This is a genomic window from Pseudomonas sichuanensis (assembly GCF_003231305.1).
Lineage (GTDB): Bacteria > Pseudomonadota > Gammaproteobacteria > Pseudomonadales > Pseudomonadaceae > Aquipseudomonas > Aquipseudomonas sichuanensis.
Window position 1 is genome coordinate 94,841 of record NZ_QKVM01000001.1, and the last position, 20,187, is coordinate 115,027.

Here is a 20,187-nt window from a genome sequence, read left to right on the forward strand (position 1 = left end):
AGCCCAGACCATGACCCCACACCTGATCAAACTGCTCGGCCTGTCCGCCGCCCTCCTGGCCATCAGCCAGGGCGTGCGCGCCGAGGACGTCAAGGCGCCGGCCTTCAGCGCCGAACCCTGCTGCCAGCTGTGCCCCGAGGCCCATGACGCCAGCCGCTACACCACGCGCTACCAACAGAACTTCACCACCCTGGTGCAAGCCCAGGGCGACTGGCTGTTCCGCACCCGTGAAGACCTGCGCACCGAGTTCGACACCACCCCCGGCGGCTACAAACGCCTGCAGCAAGTGCACGACGCGTTCAAGAAGCGCGGCGTGGAGCTTGTGGTGGTGTATCAGCCCACCCGTGGCCTGGTGAACCGCAACATGCTCAAGCCCGAAGAGAAGGCCGCGTTCAATTACCAGAAGGCCCTGCACAACTACCAGGCCATGCTCGCCCGCTTCGCCAAGATGGGCTACAACGTGCCCGACCTGTCGCCGCTGACCAACGAACAGCTGGCCGCCGCCGACCAGGGCAAGGACTTCTACTTCCGCGGCGACCAGCACTGGACGCCCTACGGTGCCGAGCGCGCGGCCAAGATCGTGGCCGACACCGTGCACCACATGCCGGCCTTCGAAGGCATCCCGCGCAAGGAATTCGAGACCAAAAAGTCCGGGCGCATGGGCAAGACCGGCACCCTGCACAACGTCGCCGGCCAGCTCTGCGGCACCAGCTACGCGGTGCAGTACATGGACCAGTTCGCCACCGAGCCCAAGGGCGGCGCCAGCGGCGGCGACGACCTGTTCGGTGACTCGGGCAACGCGCAGATCACCCTGGTGGGCACCAGCCACAGCGGCAAGAACTACAACTTCTCGGGCTTCCTGGAGCAATACATCGGCGCCGACGTGCTCAACGTCGCCTTCCCCGGCGGCGGCCTGGAGGGCTCGATGATCCAGTACCTGGGCAGCGAGGAATTCCAGAACCACCCACCGAAGATCCTGATCTGGGAATTCTCCCCGCTGTACCGCCTGGACCAGGAAACCATCTGGCGGCAGATCCTCGGCCTGCTCGACGACGGCTGCGACGGCCGCCCTGCGCAGATGAGCGCCAGCGCCACCCTCAAGCCCGGCAAGAACGAGCTGATGGTCAACGGCAAGAACGGCGTGATCAAGGACCTGATCAACCGCAACCACCAGCTCGACATCAAGTTCGAGGACAGCTCGGTGAAAGTGCTGCAGGCCACCCTGTGGTACCTCAACGGCCGCCACGAGGACATCAAGATCGAGAAGCCCGAGACCTCCGACACCGACGGCCGCTTCGTCTTCCAGATGCGCGAGGACGAAGACTGGGCCGGCCAGAACCTGCTGGCCCTGGAAGTCCAGGGGCCGGAGAGCGGCACCCAGAAAGTCGAAGCGAAACTGTGCAAACGCAACAACTTCGCCAACCCTGCGCAACACACCGCGCAAGCTGGCCAGTGAGGCGACCATGACATCCATCAGCCACAAGACCGCCCCCGCCCTGCTCGCTCTCGCCCTGTTCGGCGGTGCGGCGCAGGCCGCGCTGGTACCGCCCCAGGGGTACTACGAGGGCATCGAAAAGCTCAAGGCCGGCGACGGCAACTTCCGCTGCGAAGCGGCGCCCAGGCCCTACACCGGCTCGCTGCAGTTTCGCAGCAAGTACGAGGGCTCCGACAAGGCCCGGGCGACGCTCAATGTCGCCTCGGAGAAAGCCTTCCGCGACTCGACCAAGGACATCACCACCCTCGAGAAAGGCGTGAGCAAGATGATCGGCCAGTACATGCGCGACGGCCGCCCGGCCCAGCTGGACTGCGCCCTGGACTGGCTCGGCAGTTGGGCCCGCGCCGACGCGCTGATGTCCACCGACTACAACCACACCGGCAAGTCCATGCGCAAATGGGCGCTGGGCAGCATGAGCGGTTCGTGGCTGCGCCTGAAGTTCTCCAACTCGCAGCCGCTGGCCGCGCACCAGGCCGAGGCCGAAGCCATCGAAAAATGGCTGGGCCGCCTGGCCTCGCAAACCGTGCGCGACTGGAGCGACCTGCCACTGGAGAAGATCAACAACCACAGCTACTGGGCGGCCTGGTCGGTGATGGCCACCGCCGTGGCCACCGACCGGCGCGACCTGTTCGACTGGGCCGTGAAGGAATACCGGGTCGGCGCCAACCAGGTCGATGCCCAGGGCTTCTTGCCCAACGAGCTCAAGCGCAGGCAGCGCGCCCTGGCCTACCACAACTACGCCCTGCCGCCGCTGGCGATGATCGCCAGCTTCGCCCAGGCCAATGGCGTGGATGTGCGCGGCGAGAACAACAACGCCCTGCGCCGCCTGGGCGAGAAGGTGCTGAACGGCTCGCAGGACCCCAGCGCGTTCAAGACCCGCAACGGCGAGAAGCAGGACATGGGCGACCTGAAGATCGACAGCAAGTACGCCTGGCTCGAACCCTGGTGCCAGCTGTACCGCTGCGACGCCCAGACCCTCAAGCGCAAGCACGGCATGCAGCCGTTCAACAGCTTCAGGCTGGGCGGTGATCTGACCCGGGTCTACGACCCGAGCGCAGAACAGAAAAAGTAAGTCGTTTGCGTGGGAGCGGGCTTGCCCCGCGATGGCGTCAGCAGAGCCAACGCCATTGCCCTTGCGGGCCTCATCGCGGGGCAAGCCCGCTCCCACGCCATAGTGATCCTCCACATTTTTCGTGGGGGGTTTGGGGGGCGCTGTGCCCCAGGTGCTGTGCATAACTAGGAGAACCGGGATGGTCTTCTCGTCCAACGTGTTCCTGTTCCTGTTCCTGCCGGTCTTCCTCGGCTTGTACTACGTGAGCGGGAACCGCTATCGCAACCTGCTGCTGCTGGTTGCCAGCTACATCTTCTACGCCTGGTGGCGGGTGGACTTCCTCGCCCTGTTCGCGGGCGTGACCCTGTGGAACTACTGGATCGGCCTCAAGGTGGGCGCCGCTGGCGTACGCACCAAGCCCGCCCAGCGCTGGCTGCTGCTGGGCGTGGGCGTCGACCTGTGCATTCTCGGCTACTTCAAGTACGCCAACTTCGGGGTCGACAGCCTCAACGCGATCATGACCTCGATGGGCCTGGAGCCGTTCATCCTCACCCACGTGCTGCTGCCGATCGGCATCTCGTTCTACATCTTCGAGTCGATCAGCTACATCATCGATGTGTACCGCGGCGACACCCCGGCCACCCGCAACCTGATCGACTTCGCGGCCTTCGTGGCGATCTTCCCGCACCTGATCGCCGGCCCCGTGCTGCGTTTCAAGGACCTGGTCGACCAGTTCAACAACCGCACCCACACCCTGGACAAGTTCTCCGAAGGCTGCACCCGCTTCATGCAGGGCTTCATCAAGAAGGTGTTCATCGCCGACACCCTGGCGGTGGTCGCCGACCACTGCTTCGCCCTGCAGAACCCCACCACCGGCGATGCCTGGCTCGGTGCGCTGGCCTACACCGCGCAGCTGTACTTCGACTTCAGTGGCTACAGCGACATGGCCATCGGCCTGGGCCTGATGATGGGCTTTCGCTTCATGGAGAACTTCAAGCAGCCCTACATCAGCCAGTCGATCACCGAGTTCTGGCGGCGCTGGCACATCAGCCTGTCCACCTGGCTGCGCGACTACCTGTACATCACCCTGGGCGGCAACCGCAAAGGCACCTTCAACACCTACCGCAACCTGTTCCTGACCATGCTGCTGGGCGGGCTGTGGCACGGCGCCAACTTCACCTACATCATCTGGGGCGCCTGGCACGGCCTGTGGCTGGCCATCGAACGCGCACTGGGCCTGGACACCAACCCGCAGCGTTTCAACCCGGTGAAATGGGCCTTCACCTTCCTGCTGGTGGTGGTCGGCTGGGTGATCTTCCGCGCCGAGAACCTGCACGTGGCCGCACGCATGTACGGCGCCATGTTCAGCTTCGGCGACTGGCAACTGTCGGAACTCAACCGCGCCAACCTCACCGGCCTGCAAGTCGCGACCCTGATCGTGGCCTACCTGAGCCTGGCGTTCTTCGGCCTGCGCGACTTCTACCGCAATGCCACGCCGGCCCCCAAGGCCACCCCGGTGCAGATCAACGCCGATGGCTCGGTTGGCCTGGACTGGACGCGAATCATGACCCGCGCCCTGGTGCTGCTGCTGTTCATCGCCTCGGTGCTCAAGCTCTCGGCGCAGAGCTACTCACCCTTCCTGTACTTCCAGTTCTGAGGCCCGACACATGAACCGGACACTTCGCATCACTTACTCCCTGTCGTTCATGGGCCTGCTGGTCGGGCTGGGCGCCTGGTCGGTCGGTGGGCTGGACGGCTTCACCCGCACCGGGCAGATGACCCTGCTCGACGGCAAGCTGGCCAAAGCCGCCGAAACCCACTACGACGAGCAGTTCCCGATCAAGCGCCTGGGTACCAACCTGTGGGCCGCGCTGGACTTCAAGCTGTTCAATGAAGGCCGCCCCGGTGTAGTGCTGGGCCGCGACCAATGGCTGTTCAGCGACGAAGAATTCAAACCCACCGTCGGCGCGCAACAGCAGATGCAGGACAACCTGGCGCTGGTGCGCGGCATCCGCGACAGCTTGCAGCGCCAGGGCGTGCAACTGGTGCTGGCGATCGTCCCGGCCAAGGCCCGCCTGTATGCCGAGTACCTCGGCAAAGAGACGCCGGCCAGCCTGCACGACGACCTGTTCAACCAGTTCCACGCCCAGGTGCGTCAGGCCAATGTGTTCGCCCCCGACCTGCTGGCCCCGCTGGAGCAAGCCAAGGCCCGTGGCCAGGTGTTCCTGCGCACCGACACCCACTGGACGCCGCTGGGCGCCGAGGTGGTCGCGCAATCTTTGGCCGAAGCCGTCAACCGCCAGGGCCTGCTCAGCGGCGAACCCCAGGAGTACATCACCGAGGCCGGCGCCAGCGCGCCGTACAAGGGTGACCTGACCAATTTCCTGCCGCTGGACCCGCTGTTCAGCAACCTGCTGCCCACCCCGGACACCCTGCAGCAACGCAAGACCCAGCCGGTGCAGGCCGAAGGCGAAAGCGGCGACGACGCGCTGTTCGACGACAGCCGGATCCCGGTGGCGCTGGTGGGCACCAGCTACAGCGCCAACCCGCATTGGAACTTCCTCGGCGCCCTGCAGCAGGCCCTGCGCAGCGACGTCGCCAACTATGCCGAAGACGGCCACGGCCCGCTGCTGCCAATGCTCAAGTACCTGCAAAGCGACGCCTTCAAGAACGCCCCGCCACAGGTTGTGGTGTGGGAATTCCCCGAACGATATCTGCCAATGAAGAACGACCTCAGCGCCTTCGATCCGCAGTGGATCGCGCAGCTGAAGAACTCCCGCAAATCCGAAGAAAACCTGGCCCTGTCGTCCAACCGGACGGACCACTGAAGATAGAGAGGAACACGCACATGACCACCAAGACTTCCATTGCCAAAGCCCTCACCCTCGCTGCCGGCCTGAGCCTGGCCTCGATGCAGGCCTTCGCCGGTGCCGACGCCGCCCTGTACGGCCCGAGTGCGCCGAAAGGTTCGACCTTCGTGCGCCTGTACAACGCCACCAGCGCCCCTACTGCGGCGAGCGTGGGCAATACCCAGATCAAGCAGGTCGGCGCCCAGGCCAGCAGCGACTTCAGCTTCCTGCCCGGCGGTGACTACACCGCCCAGGTCGGCGGCAAGAACGTCCCGGTCAAGCTGGCCGCTGACAAGTACTACACCCTGGTCAACAACGCAGGCTCCAACCCGCAGCTGATCGAAGAGCCACCGTTCAAGAACAAGCAGAAAGCCCTGGTCCGCGTGCAGAACCTCAGCGACCAGCAACTGACCCTGAAAACCGCCGACGGCAAGACCGAAGTGGTCAAGCCGGTGGCGGCCAAGGGCCGTGGCGAGCGCGAGATCAACCCGGTGAAGGTCAACCTCGCGCTGTATGCAGGCGACAAGAAAGTCGGCGACGTCAAACCCGTCGCCCTGGAGCGCGGCGAAGCGGCCGTGCTGTATGTCACCGGGTCCGGCAGCAGCCTGTCGCCGGTCTGGGTCACCCGCCCTGTGTCCACTAACTGATCCCTGCCTCTTAACGACCTTATTGGAGAAACAACATGATCCCGGTAATTCTTTCTGGTGGTAGCGGTTCGCGTCTGTGGCCTTTGTCGCGCAAGCAGTTCCCCAAGCAGTTCCTGGCCCTGACCGGCGAGCACACGCTGTTCCAGCAGACCATCCAGCGCCTGGTGTTCGACGGCATGGACACGCCCATCGTGGTCTGCAACAAGGACCACAAGTTCATCGTCCAGGAGCAGCTGGGCGCCCTGAAACTTGAAACCCAGGCCATCCTGATGGAGCCGTTCGGGCGCAACACCGCGCCGGCCGTGGCGATGACCGCCATGAAACTGGTCAACGAAGGCCGTGACGAACTGATGCTGGTGCTGCCGGCCGACCACGTGATCGAGGACCAGAAGGCCCTGCAACGCGCCCTGGCCCTGGCCACCGTGGCCGCCGAGCGCGGCGAGATGGTGCTGTTCGGCGTGCCGGCGACCAAGCCCGAGACCGGCTACGGCTACATCCGCTCAAGCCAGGATGCGCTGCTGCCCGAAGGTGTGGCCCGGGTGGCGCAGTTCGTCGAAAAGCCCGACGAAAAACGCGCCGCCGAGTTCGTCCGTGCCGGCGGCTACTTCTGGAACAGCGGCATGTTCCTGTTCCGCGCCAGCCGCTTCCTCGAAGAGCTGAAGAAACACGACCCGGACATCTACGACACCTGCCTGCTGGCCCTGGAGCGCAGTGACGAAGCGGCCGATGTGCTGAGCATCGACGAAGCCACCTTTGCCTGCTGCCCGGACAACTCCATCGACTACGCCGTGATGGAAAAGACCCAGCGCGCCTGCGTGGTGCCGCTGTCGGCCGGCTGGAGCGACGTGGGTTGCTGGTCGTCGCTATGGGACGTGCACGAGAAGGACGACAACGGCAACGTCACCAAGGGCGACGTGGTGGTGCAGGACAGCCACAACTGCATGATCCACGGCAACGGCAAACTGGTGTCGGTGATCGGCCTTGAGAACATCGTGGTGGTGGAAACCAAGGACGCCATGATGATCGCCCACAAGGACAAGGTTCAGGGGGTCAAGCAACTGGTCAACACCCTCGATGCCCAGGGCCGCACGGAAACCCAGAACCACCTGGAGGTGTACCGCCCGTGGGGTTCGTACGACTCGGTGGACATGGGCGGGCGCTTCCAGGTCAAGCACATCACCGTCAAGCCGGGCGCGGCGCTGTCGCTGCAGATGCATCACCACCGCGCCGAACACTGGATCGTGGTGTCCGGCACTGCCGAGGTGACCTGTGACGAAAACGTGTTCCTGCTGACCGAGAACCAGTCCACGTACATTCCGATCGCCTCGGTGCACCGCCTGCGCAACCCGGGCAAGATCCCGCTGGAGATCATCGAAGTGCAGTCCGGGAGCTACCTCGGCGAGGATGATATCGAGCGCTTCGAGGATGTGTATGGGCGTACGTCCACGCCGGTCGAGCGTGGGATATCGGTGAAGACCATCGCGCAGTAAGCCTGGGGCATCTTCGCGGGGCAAGCCCGCTCCCACGCTGTTGGCTGCTCTCCCTGGCCTGGATTCCGGGAGACTGTGCACAGCGTGGGAGCGGGCTTGCCCCGCGATTGCGTTTTTGAGGCCTGCTCATTTTGCGGCTAGGATGGTCAAACCCCCGCCACCAAGGCCTGCTCCACCATGATCATCGGCGCCCTGCTCGTCCTCACCTGGCTGGTCCTGCTGCTGCGCTACCCGGCCAAGGCCCTGCCGATTTCCCTGGCGGCCGTGTGCGGCCTGGGGCTGGTGGCACTGGGCGTCGCCTGGCAAGACAACCGCGAAGCCTCGCAACTGGCGCGCCTCGATCTGCGCCTGAGTTACGCCCCCGATCAATGCCCCGCCGACCGCGCCCTGCAGGTGCGCATGAAGAACGGCAACAAGGTCCCCTTGTCTGAGCTGCGCTGGCGCGTGGGCGCCTATGCCCCGGGCGATACCGTGAACCTTGCCGAGAACACCTATGCCGCACCGCGCTATCGCGGCCCGGGCGAATTGCAGCCCGGCGCCGAGTGGAGCGACTGCCTGCCGTTGCCGCCGCTGCGTTCGGGGTATCGGCCGCAAACCCTGGAGTTTCGTGCCGAGCATCTGCAAGGTACATTCGCCAATTGAGTCCGACTCATCGCGGGGCAAGCCCGCTCCCACAATGCCTTGAGTCGGCGTCGTGGGAGCGGGCTTGCCCCGCGATGAGGCCGGTAGCCATGACACCCATGTCCAACTAACACAGGCCCGCCCCATGCCCACCGTCCTCATCACCGGTTGTTCCAGCGGCATCGGCCGCGCCCTGGCCGACGCCTTTCGCGATGCCGGCCACGAAGTCTGGGCCACCGCCCGCAAGCTCGACGATGTCGACACCCTGCTCGCCGCCGGCTTCGCCGCACGGCAACTGGATGTGAATGACAGCGAGGCACTGACCCGCCTGGCCGACGAGCTGCAAGACCGCCACGACGGCCTCGACATCCTCATCAACAACGCCGGCTACGGCGCCATGGGCCCGCTGCTCGACGGCGGTGTCGAGGCCATGCGCCAACAGTTCGAAACCAACGTCTTCGCCCTGGTGGGCGTGACCCGCGCGCTGTTCCCGCTGCTGCGCCGTTCGCGTGGGCTGGTGGTGAACATCGGCAGTGTCTCGGGCGTGCTGGTCACGCCATTCGCCGGCGCCTACTGCGCCTCGAAGGCGGCGGTGCATGGGCTGACCGACGTGCTGCGCCTGGAGCTGGCACCGTTCGGTATCCGGGTGATGGAAGTGCAGCCGGGGGCGATTGCCTCGCAGTTCGCCAGCAATGCCCAGCAACAGGCAGAGCAGGTGCTGGCGAGCGATTCGCCGTGGTGGCCGTTGCGTGAGCAGGTGCAGGCCCGGGCGCGGGCTTCGCAGGATCGGCCGACCTCGGCGGCGGTGTTTGCCCAACGCTTGCTGGCCGCTACGCGCAAGTCGCCCGTGCCGGCACTGGTGCGGATCGGCAATGGCAGCACGGCGTTGCCGTTGATGGCGCGGGTGCTGCCGCAGAGGCTGCTGGATTGGGTACTGCGCAAGCGGTTCGGCTTGTTGCGGCCGCTCTGAAGCCATCGCGGGGCAAGCCCGCTCCCACACAACCGTGGGAGCGGGCTTGCCCCGCGATACTTTTCAGACCTGGTCGAACGCCTGCCAGCCGCCACCCAAGGCCTTGTACAACCCCACCAACGCCTGCGACACCGCCGCCGAGCTGTCGATCCACTGCTCTTCGCTGGCCAGCAGCGCACCCTGCACGGTCAGCACATTGAGAAAGTCCACCGCCCCTTCCACGTACTGGCGCTGCGCAGTCTCCAGGGCGATGCGGTTCTGCCGCACCGCCTCGGCCAGGTGGTCGCGGCGCAGCTGGCTGGCGTTGTACAGGCGCAGCACGTCGTCGATCTCATGCCAGGCGCCAAGCACCACCTTGCGGTAGTTCAGCGCCGCTTCCTGTTGCTGGGCTTCGCGCAGCGCCAGCGTGCCCTTGAGCCGCCCACCCTCGAAAATCGGCAGCGACAGTTGCGGCCCGAAGGCAAAGCGTCGTGAATCCCAGGCGCCGAAATCGGACAGCTGCATGGCCTGGAAGCCGACACTGCCCGACAGGCGAATGCTCGGGTAGAAGTCGGCCTTGGCCACGCCGATGCTGGCGGTGGCCGCATGCAGGCGGGCTTCGGCCTGGCGGATGTCCGGGCGGCGCTCGGCCAGCTCCGACGGCAAGCCAATGGCAAACTTCTGCTGCGGCGCGGGCAGTTCGCCGCCCTGCAGCAACTCGGCCTGCAAGCTGCGCGGCGGTTCGGCGGCGAGCAGGCTGAGGGCGTTGATCAGGTCGTCGCGTCGTGCCTCCAGGGTCGGCAGCCGGGCTTCGATCGACGCCACCTGGGCGCTGGCCTGGGCCACATCCAGGCGCGTGGCAACGCCCTCGGCCTGGCGGTCTTCGGACAGTTTCAGGCTGTGGCGGGCAACCTTGAGGTTGTCCTGGGTGACGTCCAGGGTGTGCTGCACGGCGCGCAGCTGGATGTAGTTGCCGGCGGTTTCCGACAGCAAGGCCAGCAATACCCCACGGCGGTCGTTCTCAGCCACTTCGACGCTGGCATCGGCCGCCTCGACCTGGCGCCGCACACGGCCCCACAGGTCCAGTTCCCAGCCGGCGACCAGGTCGCCCTGCCAGAGGTTGAAGGCCGATTTGCCCGCCTTGCCCGACGGATCGCTCAAACCTTCGGCGCTGTTGCGCGCACGGCTGTAGCCGGCGTTCACGTCCACCGATGGCATTTCGTCGGCGGCCACGGTGCTGCGCAGGGCGCGGCTTTGCAGCAGGCGTGCGCTGGCCATCTGCAGGTCGAGGTTGCGCTCGGCGACCTTCTGGATCAGGGCACTCAGGCGCGGGTCATGGAAGCTGTCCCACCAGCGCAGTTCCAGCGGTTCGGCGACCGGCTGGCTGGCCGCCGCCTCGGATTGCAGTGCCGCCCACCCCTTCGGCGCCTCGCTGGCGGGGCGCTGGAAGTCCGGCCCGAGGGTGCAGCCGGCCAGCAACATGGCCAACAGGACGGGGGTCGCTGCGCGCCCCTTTCGCGACCCAAGGCCGCTCCTACAAGCGACCGCGATCCCCTGTAGGAGCGGCCTTGCGCCGCGAAAGGGCTGCGCAGCAGCCCCATCGGCCGCGAAAAAATCAACCTGCCCACTCATCGCGCAGTCACCTCTTTGCCGTCGAGCCGGTCCCCCCGAGTGTCGATGGTCGCTTCCACCGACATGCCCACCCGCAGGCGTGCAAGCAGCGGCTGGCCGTCATCGAAGACGATCTTCACCGGAATGCGCTGCACCACCTTGGTGAAGTTGCCGGTGGCGTTGTCGGGTTTTACCGCGGCGAAGGTCACCCCGGTGGCCGGGGCGATGCTTTCGACATGGCCGTACAGCTTTTCGCCCGAGAAGGTATCGACGCTGATGCTCACCGGCTGACCCGGCTGCACGTGGGTCAGCTGGGTTTCCTGGAAGTTGCCGACGATGTAGGCGCGCTCCAGCGGTACCACCGACAGCAGCCGCGCCCCCGGATTCACGTAGGCACCCACGCGCAAGGCGCGCTCGCCGACCATGCCGTCCACCGGCGCGGTGATGCGGGTGTAGGACAGGTCCAGCTGCGCTTTCTCCAGCCCCGCTTCGGCACGTTTGAGCTGGCCATCGGCGCTGGCCACCTGAGCGGTGAGAATGTCCACCTGCTTGCGCGCCGCCACCAGTGCGGCCTGGGCATTGGCCAGGCGGGCACGGGCCTGGTCGACGCCGCTGCGCGCCTGCTGGGCGTTCTGCACGGTACCGGCGCCCTGCTCGGCCAGGCGGCTATAGCGGTTGACCTCATGGTCGGCGAACGCCGCTTCGGCCTGGGCCGCTTTGACAGCCGCCTCGGCCTGGGCAATCAGCGCCGCCTGGCGCTCCAGGGTGGCGCGCGCATCGGCACTTTGCGCCTGGGCTACCAGCAACTGCGCTTGCGCGGCATCCAGCGCGGCCTGGTAGTCACGGGCATCGATGGTCGCCAGTAGCTGGCCAGCCGTGACCTGCTGGTTGTCTTCCACCAGCACCTCCTTGATGAAGCCCGCCACCTTGGGCGCCACCACGGTGTAGTCGGCGGTGATATAGGCATCGTTGGTGCTCTGGCGATGATCGCTGCCGAGCATCCACGGCCCGACGATGCCAGCCAGCACGGCCACGGCCAGCACCGCGCCGATGAACAGGGTTTTACGGTTGTTGGTCATTTCAATGTCTCGAATTCATCCACAGGCTCAGGCCACCGCACGCGGTGGATAGATGCGGGTAGGCACGAAGGGGATCAGGCAGATCAGGGCGACGGCGAAGCCCGCCATCACCAGGTAAAGGTCGGCCGAGGTCAGCACCAGCGCCTGGTCATGAATGCGCTTGGCCAGGCCGGCGGTGCTGTCGTCGATCAGTGGGGCATTGCCCAGGCGGTCGACCAGGTGGTTGGAATGAAAATGCCGGCGCACGGTGCCCAAGGCATCGAGCAGGCCACCGGCGATTACCGCCGACAGGCCCTTGACCGTGTTGAACCAGCTGGAGGCGAACGGGCCTTCCTGCGGGGTCATGCCGTTGGTCGAGAGCATCAGCAGCGGCAGCACCGCCATCGGCTGGCCGAACACCTGCAGCAGGTAGAAGGGGTAGAAGTCGCCGCGGATCCACTGCGAGGTGAGCAGGCTGCTGCCCACGCACGACGCCGCCAGCATGGCCAATCCGAGCGCCAGCACCCAGCGGCAGTCCACCGCGCGGATGTTGCACAGCGCCGCCGTCAACGGCAGGGCAAGCAGTTGCGGCATGGCCACCAGCAGCATCAGCGGGCTGGTCTGCGCCGGGCGGTAGCCCTGGATCTGCGCCAGGTATGCAGACGGAATGCTGCCCACGCCCGAAAGCACGATCAGCACCCCGGCCAGTGTCACCAGGGCAAAGCTCAGGTTGCGCCGCGACAGCATGCGCAGCTGGAAGAACGGCAGCGGCTCGGACCATTCGTTGTACATGAACAGCACCAGCAGCAGCAGGCCACCACCAAGCAGCCAGCAGATCAGCGGCGAGTCGAACCAGCCCCAGCGATCGCCCAGCGACAGGCCAAGGACGATGCTGCTGATCGCCGGCAGGCCGAGCAGCACGCCGCGCCAGTCGAACTGCTGGAAGCGCTCCAGGCGCAGCGGGTCCTGGGGCAGGCCCCAACCCACGCAGGCGATGGCCAGCAAGGAGGGCAGGATGATCTGCCAGAACGCCCACTGCCAACCGACGTATTCGGTCCACAGGCCCGCCAGGGGTGTGCCCAGGTTGGGCCCGAAGGTGGCGGTCAGGGCGTAACAGGCCAGGCCGTAGACCTTGATGCCCGGCGGCAGGAAGCGCAGCGCCACGCTCATCAGCATCGGTGGCAGGGCACCGGAGGCGAAGCCTTGCACAACGCGCAGCAACATCAGGCTGTGCAGGTTAGGCGCGAAGGGCTGGATCAAGCCAAGCACGGCGAACAGGCCAACGGCGGATATGGTGAAGCGGCGCAGCGAAAAGGTGGTGGCCAGCCACGGGGCGAAGGCCATGGCCGACACCGAGGCGGCGCTGTACACCGCCAGCAACCAGGCGCCTTCGTCGGCACCGATGCCCATGGCGCCACGGATGTCGCTCAGGGAAATCTTGGTCACTGCCTCGTTGAGCCCGGCGCACAACACCGCCAGCAACACGCCGAACAGCCCCACCACCACCCGCAGGCCGAACGCCGCCTGCACAGGGGCAGCCGGCGCTGGGGCGGCGGCCAGCGCGGCGGAGGGCGCGGTCAGGGAACTCATGGAATGACATCTCCAGCAACAAATTCAGGGCTGGGGGAAGTCTAAGAAGGTCGAATGCTGACGAAAACTGACTTGTTGGCAGGTTTATGTTGCGTCAGACGCAATCCAGCTTTGAGATCGGCGGCGCCTGCTTCGCGGGTAAACCCGCTCCCACAGGATTGCGCAAGATTTTAAGCCTGCGCTGTAGCTGTGGGAGCGGGTTTACCCGCGAAGCAAGCGACTCGGTTCACGGTTCGCCCGCGCAGCAGGCGCGCATGGTCCGGCGCAACCAGCGATGCGCCGGGTCGTTGTCGAATCGCGGATGCCAGGCCTGCATCACCCGCACCTTTTCCAGCGGCACCGGGATATCGAACGAACGCAACGGCAGGCCGAACTTGGTCACGCTGCCAAGGATGTTCGCCGGCATCGGCAGGATCAGGTCCGACTCCGGCAACGAGAACATCGCCGAATGAAAGCTCGGCGTGATCAGCGCGACCCTGCGCTGCACGCCATGGGCGCCCAGCTCCACATCGATCGGGCCGTTGGCTCGCCCGCGTCGCGACACGCTGATCTGCGGGTATCGGGCAAAACGCTCCGGGGTGATCTCGGCGTCGAAGATCGGGTGGTCGGCCCGCGCCAGCCCGACGAACCAGGTGTCGAACAGGCTCTGTACCTTGATCTCCGGCCCCATGTCGATGCTCGAACTGACCACCAGGTCGATCTGCCCGTGGCGCAGCACCAGGTCGTCATCGCCCTGGTGCTCGGGGACGAAGCGCAGCACGGTGTTCGGCGCCTGTTCGAGCATCATGTGCAGCAGGCGCGCGCCGTACAGGGCGATGAACAGGTCGTTGGTGCGGATGTTGAAGGCGCGGTCGAGGTTCGCCAGGTCGACTTCGTCGCCACTGCGAAACACCAACCCGGCCTGCTCCACCAGCGCCCGAACCTGGTCGCGCAGGGCCTGCGCCCGGGGCGTCGGCACCAGCCCGCGGCCGGCGCGCACCAGGATCGGATCGCCCATGGCCTCGCGGATGCGTCCCAGCGTGCGGCTCATCGCCGCCGGGCTCAGGTTCATGCGCTGGGCGGCACCGACCACGCTGCCTTCGTCGAGCAGGGCGTCGAGGGCGACGAGCAGGTTCATGTCCGGGAGTTGCATGGCCGTTTTCCGTGACAGCTGTGGGAAACACGATGGTATCAGGTTGCTGGATTGCGTCAGGCGCAATGGCACCGTGCGTGGGGGGCCATTTATCCCGGCCGGTCGATGCGTCAGCCTGTACCGGCCCAATCGCGGGGCAAGCCCGCTCCCACGAGCAATCTATAGATGGCGTGGGAGCGGGCTTGCCCCGCGACAGGGCCGCCACTGCCAACAAGGAATTCCCATGCCCCACCCAGTGCTGATCGCCATCGACGCCTCCCCCGCCAGCCACGCCCTGCTCGACCTCGCCCGGCGCTACTGCCGCCCAGGCGACCACACCCTGCACGTGCTGCTGGCCATCGACGCGACCTTCGCCGTGCACGAGCAGCGCACGGCCTACACCGAGCAAGAGCTGGAGGAGTACCCCGCCGCTTGCGACGAGCAGCAGTTGGCTGAACATGCCGTGAGCAACGCCGTGAAGACCCTGCGCGAAGCCGGCTTCGACAGCCTGGGGTGCATGCTGGCCGGCCAGCCGGAAGACGCCATCGTCGCCAAGGCTCGGGAGTTGGAATGCGAGCTGATCATCATGGGGCACCGGCATCTGTCGCGGCTTGGGCGATTGCTGGATCCGTCGATCAGCGCCAAGGTGATCGACCGGGTACAGGTGCCGGTGCTGGTAGGTGTAGCGACAGGGGCGTGAACGTGGATTAGCCCGGATCTGTAGTGGTTTCGCCGACGCCATCGCGGGGCAAGCCCGCTCCCACGGTGTTGAGCTTGAACTGCCCTGTTTTCCTGGGGACAGTCCATCTCGTGGGAGCGGGCTTGCCCCGCGATGGCGTCCTCGGATCAATCCTCGCTCGGCTTGACCACCACAGTGCACGTAGTCCCCGCCGCCAGCAGGTACCCCTCTGGCACCTCATCGATATGAATCCGCACCGGTACCCGCTGCGCCAGCCTCACCCAGTTGAACGTGGGGTTCACATCGGCGATCAGCTCGCGGCTCTGCGGGTTGTCGCGGTCGTAGATACCCCGGGCAATGCTCTCCACATGCCCGCGCAGGCGCTCGCCGCTCATCATCTGCAACTCGGCCACATCGCCCACCTTCACATGGGGCAACTTGGTCTCCTCGAAGAAGCCGTACACCCAGAACGAGTTTTCATCCACAACCGCCATCACCGCCTCGCCGGTGCGGGCGTAGTCGCCCTTGTGGATGTTCAGGTTGGTCACGTAGCCGTCGACGGTGGCGACGATCTGCGTACGTTCGAGGTTCAGCTCGGCCGCCGCCAGCTGGGCCTGGGCCTGCTGGTAGTCGGCCAGCGCCGAGTTGGCGATGTTGCTGGCGTCGTCGCGGTTTTCCTTGGAGATCACCAGATTGTCCATGTCGGCACGGCGCTTGGCGTTGACCTTGCGCATTTCCCAGGTGGCCTTGCGCGAAGCGACCAGCGCCTTGGCCTGGTCCACCGCCAGCTGGTAGTGCTCGGGGTCGATGCGGATCAGCACATCGCCCTTCTTCACCCGCTGGTTGTCCTTGACCGGTACGTCCACCACATAGCCCGGCGCGTCGGCGGCGACGTTGATGATGTCGGCGCGCACCCGGCCGTCGCGGGTCCAGGGCGTGGTCATGTAGTGCAGCCACAACTGGCGACCGATCACCACGGCAGCGGTCAGCACCAGCAGGGTGGCGATCAGGCTGAAGAACTTTTTCATCGAAGGTTTCTCACCAGTAGAGCGACAGCGCCAGGGCGCCGAACAGGCAGACGAACAGGGAAAGGCGCAGCAGCGCCGGGTGCCAGAAGAAGCGGTAGCCATCATGGCTGGCAATGAACCGGTCGAGCCCCCAGGCCAGGCCCAGGGCGAACAGGAACATCAAGGTCATGGTGGGCATGTACACGCCATGGAAGGCGATCTCACGGGGCATCGTGCAATCCTTTCGCCGGAGCCAACGGCGATTGTGGGTCGAGCAGGGAGGTTCGGATGAAGTGCAGGTAGCTCTGCGCCCGGCGCAGTACCGAGGTGTCGAAGTGCCGGGCGAAGGGTTCGTCGGTGGCCTGCACCCGGCTGATGGCATGGTCAACCGCCACCAGGGCGCGCTCGTGATTGCTGGCGCTGGGTTGCAGGAACAGCCGCGCCAAGGCCCGGCCCATGACACGGATGGCCTGGCGCCAGGGCTGCGACTCGGCATAGGCCGGGTGCACCGGCGCGCGGGCCTGCTCCTTGCGCAGTTCGATGACGGCGTGGCCGATCTCCAGCACCGTGAACATCCAGCCCATCAGTTGGCTTTGCACCTGGGGCTTGCCGGCGGCCAGGCCATAGGCCTGGTGCAGCAGGTCGCGGGTGCGGCTTTCGAAGGCCGAGCCCAGGCCGCGCAGGCGCCCGCTGATGGCGAACAGCACCTGCTCGCGCAGCTCCTGCTCCAGGCGGCTCCACAGCCAGCGGCTGTTGGGCGGCAGGATGATCGCCCCGGCCGCGGCGCAGACGAACATGCCGATGACCATGCCGATGTAGTCGTTGATGAAGGTGTAGGGGTTGTAGATGGTGAGGTTGTTGGGCACCGAGCCGATGGCGAAGAACACCAGCAAGCCCAGGCCATAACCGGCGTAGGCCGGGCGTGAGGCAAGGAACGCACCGAGCACGAACACCGGCGCCAGCACCATGCACAGCAAGGGGAAGCCGTCGATCCAGGGGAATACGAAGAAGGTTTCGAAGAAGCCGACGAAGGCGCCGATCGCCGTGCCGCAGGCCATCTGGAACGACATGCGCTTGGGGTTCGGCGAGGCCGCCGACAGGCCCACGGTGACGGTGGCGATCAGGGTCATCATGGCGCCGCTGGGCCAGTCGCTGAGCAGCCAGTAGCTGCCCAGCAGCAACAGCACCGCCGAGGCGCGCACGCCAGCGGCCGCCGACACCAGCCAGCTGGTCTGGGCCACGTAAGGCTCGTCCCATTGCTCGCGCTCGTGGGTATGGGCGGCCAGCGAGGCGTGGGTCTCGGCGTAGCTGTACATCTCGTCGACGAAGCGGTAGAGCAGCTCGAAGGCGGTGTGGAAATCGAGCAGGTCGGACTCGCTGGGGTTGGTTTCCAGGTAGTCCGCCCGCAGCCCACGGACCTGGGCTTGCAAACCTTCCTTGTAAGTGCCCAGTTCGAGCGCCAGGCGCAGCGCATCGGCATCGGTCAGCGCACGCCCCACATAGGGTTGCAACAGCTCGGCCAGCGTCTCAAGGCCCGGCTCGATGGCGCCGACGATCTGCAGCGGGCCACGGGCGCGCAAGCGCTCCAGCAGCCGGTGCAGGGCGTTGAAGCGGGTGGTGATGGCCATGAACTCGCTGTTCATGCGCACCAGCCGGCCAGAGCGGCGGCGCATGTGCGGGTCTTCGAAGGCGGTGACGTTGCGCAGGCTCTCAAGCCCCACCGCCTCGGCGACGAAGCGTACGTTGCTGGTCTCGTAGCGGTCGCGCTGGCTGTCGCCGCGCAGCGCTTCGACCACCACCCCGGCGAAGGTGCCGAAGCGCTGGTACAGGGCGTTGCGCATGGCGGCGCTGGCCGACTGCGGCAGGATCGCGGCGCTGACGAAGGTCGACACCAGGATCCCCAGGGCAATTTCCAGCACCCGCCACACTGCGGCCATGAACGCCTGGTCGGGGTGCTCCAGCACCGGCAGGCCGATCATCGCGGCGGTGTAGCCGGCCAGCACGAAACCGTAGGCGCGGAAGGTGCGGTAGCGCATGGCACCGGCCGAGCACAGGCCCACCCACAGGGCCAGGCTGGGCAGGAACAGCTCGGTGTTCTGCGGGAAGATCGCGATCAGCGCAACCATCATCGCCGAGCCGGCCAGGGTGCCGAGCACCCGGTAGAAGCTCTTGGCGAACACATGGCCGCTTTGCGGCTGCATGACGATGAACACGGTGATCATCGCCGTGCGCGGCTGCGGCAGCTCCAGGCGCATGGCCAGCCACAGGGTGATGAAGGCAGCGGCCAGGACTTTGAAGATGTACACCCAGGTGACGCCGTCAGTGCGCGCCCAGGCGAAGAAGCCCCGGCGCCATTCCAGGCTCTGCAGCCAGCGCAGGGGCAAGCTCGAGGCGCTCATTGGGCGTGATCCGCGTGGTCGAGAACGTTGTCGATCAGCGTCAGGGCGGCCGGGGTTTTCGGCGCGGCCTGGCGCTGTTCATCCGGCACGTCCTTGCCGGCCTCCAGGCCGCCGCCCAGGGCGGTGACCAGTTCGGCATGGGCGATCAGGCGCGCGGCCTGCACTTGCTGTTGTACCTGTTGCTGGCGGAACAGCAGGGTCTGGGCGTTGAGCACGTTGAGGTAGTCGGTGAGGCCGCGCTGGAAGGCCACGGTGGCGATGTCGTAGGTCTTCTGCGCGGCGGCCACGGATTCGGCGGCGAAGTGCGCCTGCTCCTGCATCGATTCGCGGCGGATCAGCTGGTCGGAGATATTCTTCAGCGCGCCGATCACCGTCTGGTTGTAGCGCGCCACGGCCACGTCATAGCCGGCCGAGGCCACGCCCAGCTGCGAACGCAGGCGGCCACCGTCGAAGATCGGCAAGGTGATCGCCGGCCCGACGTTGTAGTTGAACTTGCGCCCGGTGAGGAATTCCAGCGGGCCGCCGCCGGTGGCCATGAAGCCGAGGCTGCCCACCAGGTCGACATTGGGGAAGAAGCCGGCATGGGCCACATCGATGCCGCGCGCCTGGGCGGCGACCTGCCAGCGGCTTGCGACCACGTCGGGGCGCTGGCCGACCAGTTCGGCGGGCAGGTTCGACGGCAGCTTGAGCGGCGCGCCGAGGGTCAGGCTTGGGCGCTGCAGTTTGCCGCCCTCCCCCGGGCCCTTGCCGGCCAGGGCCGCCAGCTGATTGCGGGTCAGGGCGATTTCTTCGTTGAGGCTGTCGATCTGGCGGTGGGTCTCGGGCAGCGGCGCTTCGGCCTGGCTGACCTCGAAATGGGTGCCGATGCCACCGTCGAGGCGGCGCTTGGCCAGGGCGACGATCTGCTCCTGCTGGGCCAGCTCGGCCTGGACGATATCGCGCCGGGCAAACTGCAGGCTGAGCTGGATGTAGCTGCGCACCACGTTGTTTTCCAGCTCAAGCTGGGCCTGGCGCGCCTCGGCGACGCTCATGTGGGCCTGGTCCACGGCCTGCTCGCTGGCATTGCGTTCGCGGCCCCACAGGTCCAGCGCGTAGCTGAAGCCGATGGCGGCGTTGTTGTCCCAGGTGTTGGCGCCAGACAACGCGCCGGGGCCGTAGAACTGATCCTCGGGCCAGTTGTGGCGCTTGAGCGAGGCCTGGCCGTTGGCCTGGAACCGCTCGGCCGACTCGACCACACCGGCCATGGCCTTGGCTTCACGCACCCGCGCGGCGGCCATGGCCATGCTCGGGCTGCCCTGCAGGGCCAGCGCTACCCAGGCGTTCAACTGCGGGTCGCCATAGGCGCGCCACCACTGTTGGGCCGGCCAATGGGCATCACGCGCCGCCTCGCGAATGGCGGCGTCGGTGGTCAGTTGGTTGGCGTGGATTGTCTTGCTTTGCGGGGCAATGCCCCAGGTTCCGATACAGCCGCTCAAGGACAAGCTAAGGGCACAGGCACTGAGCGCTCGGAGCGCTCCGATGTGGCGACGCGGCACAGCTGCGATTTCCCGAGGAAGAGGTGGAGGGGCTGGGCCATTCTAGGGGTGGCTTTGATTGGCGATAAGCGCATATTCCTGCGAATCTTTGTTAC

Annotated in this window: 17 protein-coding genes; 9 read left to right on the forward strand and 8 right to left on the reverse strand. The window is 66.3% G+C overall.

Annotated features, from left to right (window positions below):
* The first annotated feature begins 10 nt into the window (after positions 1–10).
* The 8 genes from DM373_RS00455 to DM373_RS00490 all read left to right on the forward strand — a co-directional run bounded on the left by DM373_RS00455 (position 11) and on the right by DM373_RS00490 (position 9,123).
* On the forward strand, positions 11–1,456 hold the full coding sequence (locus tag DM373_RS00455) for an alginate O-acetyltransferase (RefSeq protein WP_110991669.1): 1,446 nt from the start codon (positions 11–13) through the stop codon (positions 1,454–1,456).
* A 7-nt stretch (positions 1,457–1,463) separates the two neighbouring features.
* Positions 1,464–2,567: a mannuronate-specific alginate lyase gene (locus tag DM373_RS00460; protein ID WP_110991670.1), complete on the forward strand. Its 1,104-nt coding sequence runs from the start codon at positions 1,464–1,466 to the stop codon at positions 2,565–2,567.
* A gap of 178 nt (positions 2,568–2,745) precedes the next feature.
* On the forward strand, positions 2,746–4,203 hold the full coding sequence (locus DM373_RS00465) for an MBOAT family O-acyltransferase (protein ID WP_110991671.1): 1,458 nt from the start codon (positions 2,746–2,748) through the stop codon (positions 4,201–4,203).
* Positions 4,204–4,213: 10 nt separating this feature from the next.
* On the forward strand, positions 4,214–5,374 hold the full coding sequence (locus tag DM373_RS00470) for an alginate O-acetyltransferase (protein WP_110991672.1): 1,161 nt from the start codon (positions 4,214–4,216) through the stop codon (positions 5,372–5,374).
* 20 nt (positions 5,375–5,394) lie between these two features.
* Positions 5,395–6,042: an alginate O-acetyltransferase AlgF gene (locus DM373_RS00475; RefSeq protein ID WP_110991673.1), complete on the forward strand. Its 648-nt coding sequence runs from the start codon at positions 5,395–5,397 to the stop codon at positions 6,040–6,042.
* Positions 6,043–6,077: 35 nt separating this feature from the next.
* Complete coding sequence (locus DM373_RS00480; RefSeq protein ID WP_110991674.1) at positions 6,078–7,532, forward strand: mannose-1-phosphate guanylyltransferase/mannose-6-phosphate isomerase; 1,455 nt, start codon at positions 6,078–6,080, stop codon at positions 7,530–7,532.
* Positions 7,533–7,709: 177 nt separating this feature from the next.
* On the forward strand, positions 7,710–8,174 hold the full coding sequence (locus DM373_RS00485; RefSeq protein ID WP_110991675.1) for a multidrug transporter: 465 nt from the start codon (positions 7,710–7,712) through the stop codon (positions 8,172–8,174).
* A gap of 124 nt (positions 8,175–8,298) precedes the next feature.
* Positions 8,299–9,123, forward strand: a complete 825-nt coding sequence (locus tag DM373_RS00490) for an SDR family oxidoreductase (protein WP_110991676.1) — start codon at positions 8,299–8,301, stop codon at positions 9,121–9,123.
* Positions 9,124–9,186: 63 nt separating this feature from the next.
* On the opposite strand, the gene DM373_RS00495 is transcribed toward DM373_RS00490, so the two are convergent.
* The 4 genes from DM373_RS00495 to DM373_RS00510 all read right to left on the reverse strand — a co-directional run bounded on the left by DM373_RS00495 (position 9,187) and on the right by DM373_RS00510 (position 14,493).
* A complete protein-coding gene (locus DM373_RS00495) occupies positions 9,187–10,584 on the reverse strand; it encodes an efflux transporter outer membrane subunit (protein WP_110991677.1) in 1,398 nt (465 codons plus the stop codon).
* A gap of 146 nt (positions 10,585–10,730) precedes the next feature.
* Complete coding sequence (locus DM373_RS00500; protein WP_110991678.1) at positions 10,731–11,792, reverse strand: HlyD family secretion protein; 1,062 nt, start codon at positions 11,790–11,792, stop codon at positions 10,731–10,733.
* 27 nt (positions 11,793–11,819) lie between these two features.
* Positions 11,820–13,361 (reverse strand): MFS transporter, encoded by a 1,542-nt coding sequence (locus tag DM373_RS00505; RefSeq protein WP_110991679.1) that lies wholly within the window; start codon positions 13,359–13,361, stop codon positions 11,820–11,822.
* Positions 13,362–13,587: 226 nt separating this feature from the next.
* The gene (locus DM373_RS00510) at positions 13,588–14,493 is read right to left on the reverse strand and encodes a LysR family transcriptional regulator (RefSeq protein ID WP_110991680.1); all 906 of its coding nucleotides are present in this window, start codon (positions 14,491–14,493) and stop codon (positions 13,588–13,590) included.
* Between the two features lie 223 nt (positions 14,494–14,716).
* Here DM373_RS00510 and DM373_RS00515 point away from each other — a divergent pair, with 223 nt between their 5' ends.
* Positions 14,717–15,172 carry a universal stress protein gene (locus DM373_RS00515; protein ID WP_110991681.1) on the forward strand — a complete coding sequence of 152 codons (456 nt, stop codon included), beginning with the start codon at positions 14,717–14,719 and terminating at the stop codon, positions 15,170–15,172.
* 146 nt (positions 15,173–15,318) lie between these two features.
* Here DM373_RS00515 and DM373_RS00520 read toward each other — a convergent pair whose 3' ends face one another.
* The 4 genes from DM373_RS00520 to DM373_RS00535 are packed head-to-tail and all read right to left on the reverse strand — an operon-like array spanning position 15,319 to position 20,092.
* Entirely contained in the window at positions 15,319–16,179 is an 861-nt protein-coding gene (locus DM373_RS00520) for an efflux RND transporter periplasmic adaptor subunit (RefSeq protein ID WP_110991682.1), read from the reverse strand.
* A 10-nt stretch (positions 16,180–16,189) separates the two neighbouring features.
* On the reverse strand, positions 16,190–16,390 hold the full coding sequence (locus tag DM373_RS00525) for a DUF1656 domain-containing protein (protein ID WP_008097766.1): 201 nt from the start codon (positions 16,388–16,390) through the stop codon (positions 16,190–16,192).
* Entirely contained in the window at positions 16,380–18,557 is a 2,178-nt protein-coding gene (locus DM373_RS00530; RefSeq protein ID WP_110991683.1) for an FUSC family protein, read from the reverse strand. The genes DM373_RS00525 and DM373_RS00530 overlap by 11 nt, the downstream gene beginning before the upstream one ends.
* Entirely contained in the window at positions 18,554–20,092 is a 1,539-nt protein-coding gene (locus tag DM373_RS00535) for an efflux transporter outer membrane subunit (protein WP_110991684.1), read from the reverse strand. Before DM373_RS00535 ends, DM373_RS00530 begins: the two co-directional genes overlap by 4 nt.
* Positions 20,093–20,187: the final 95 nt, after the last annotated feature.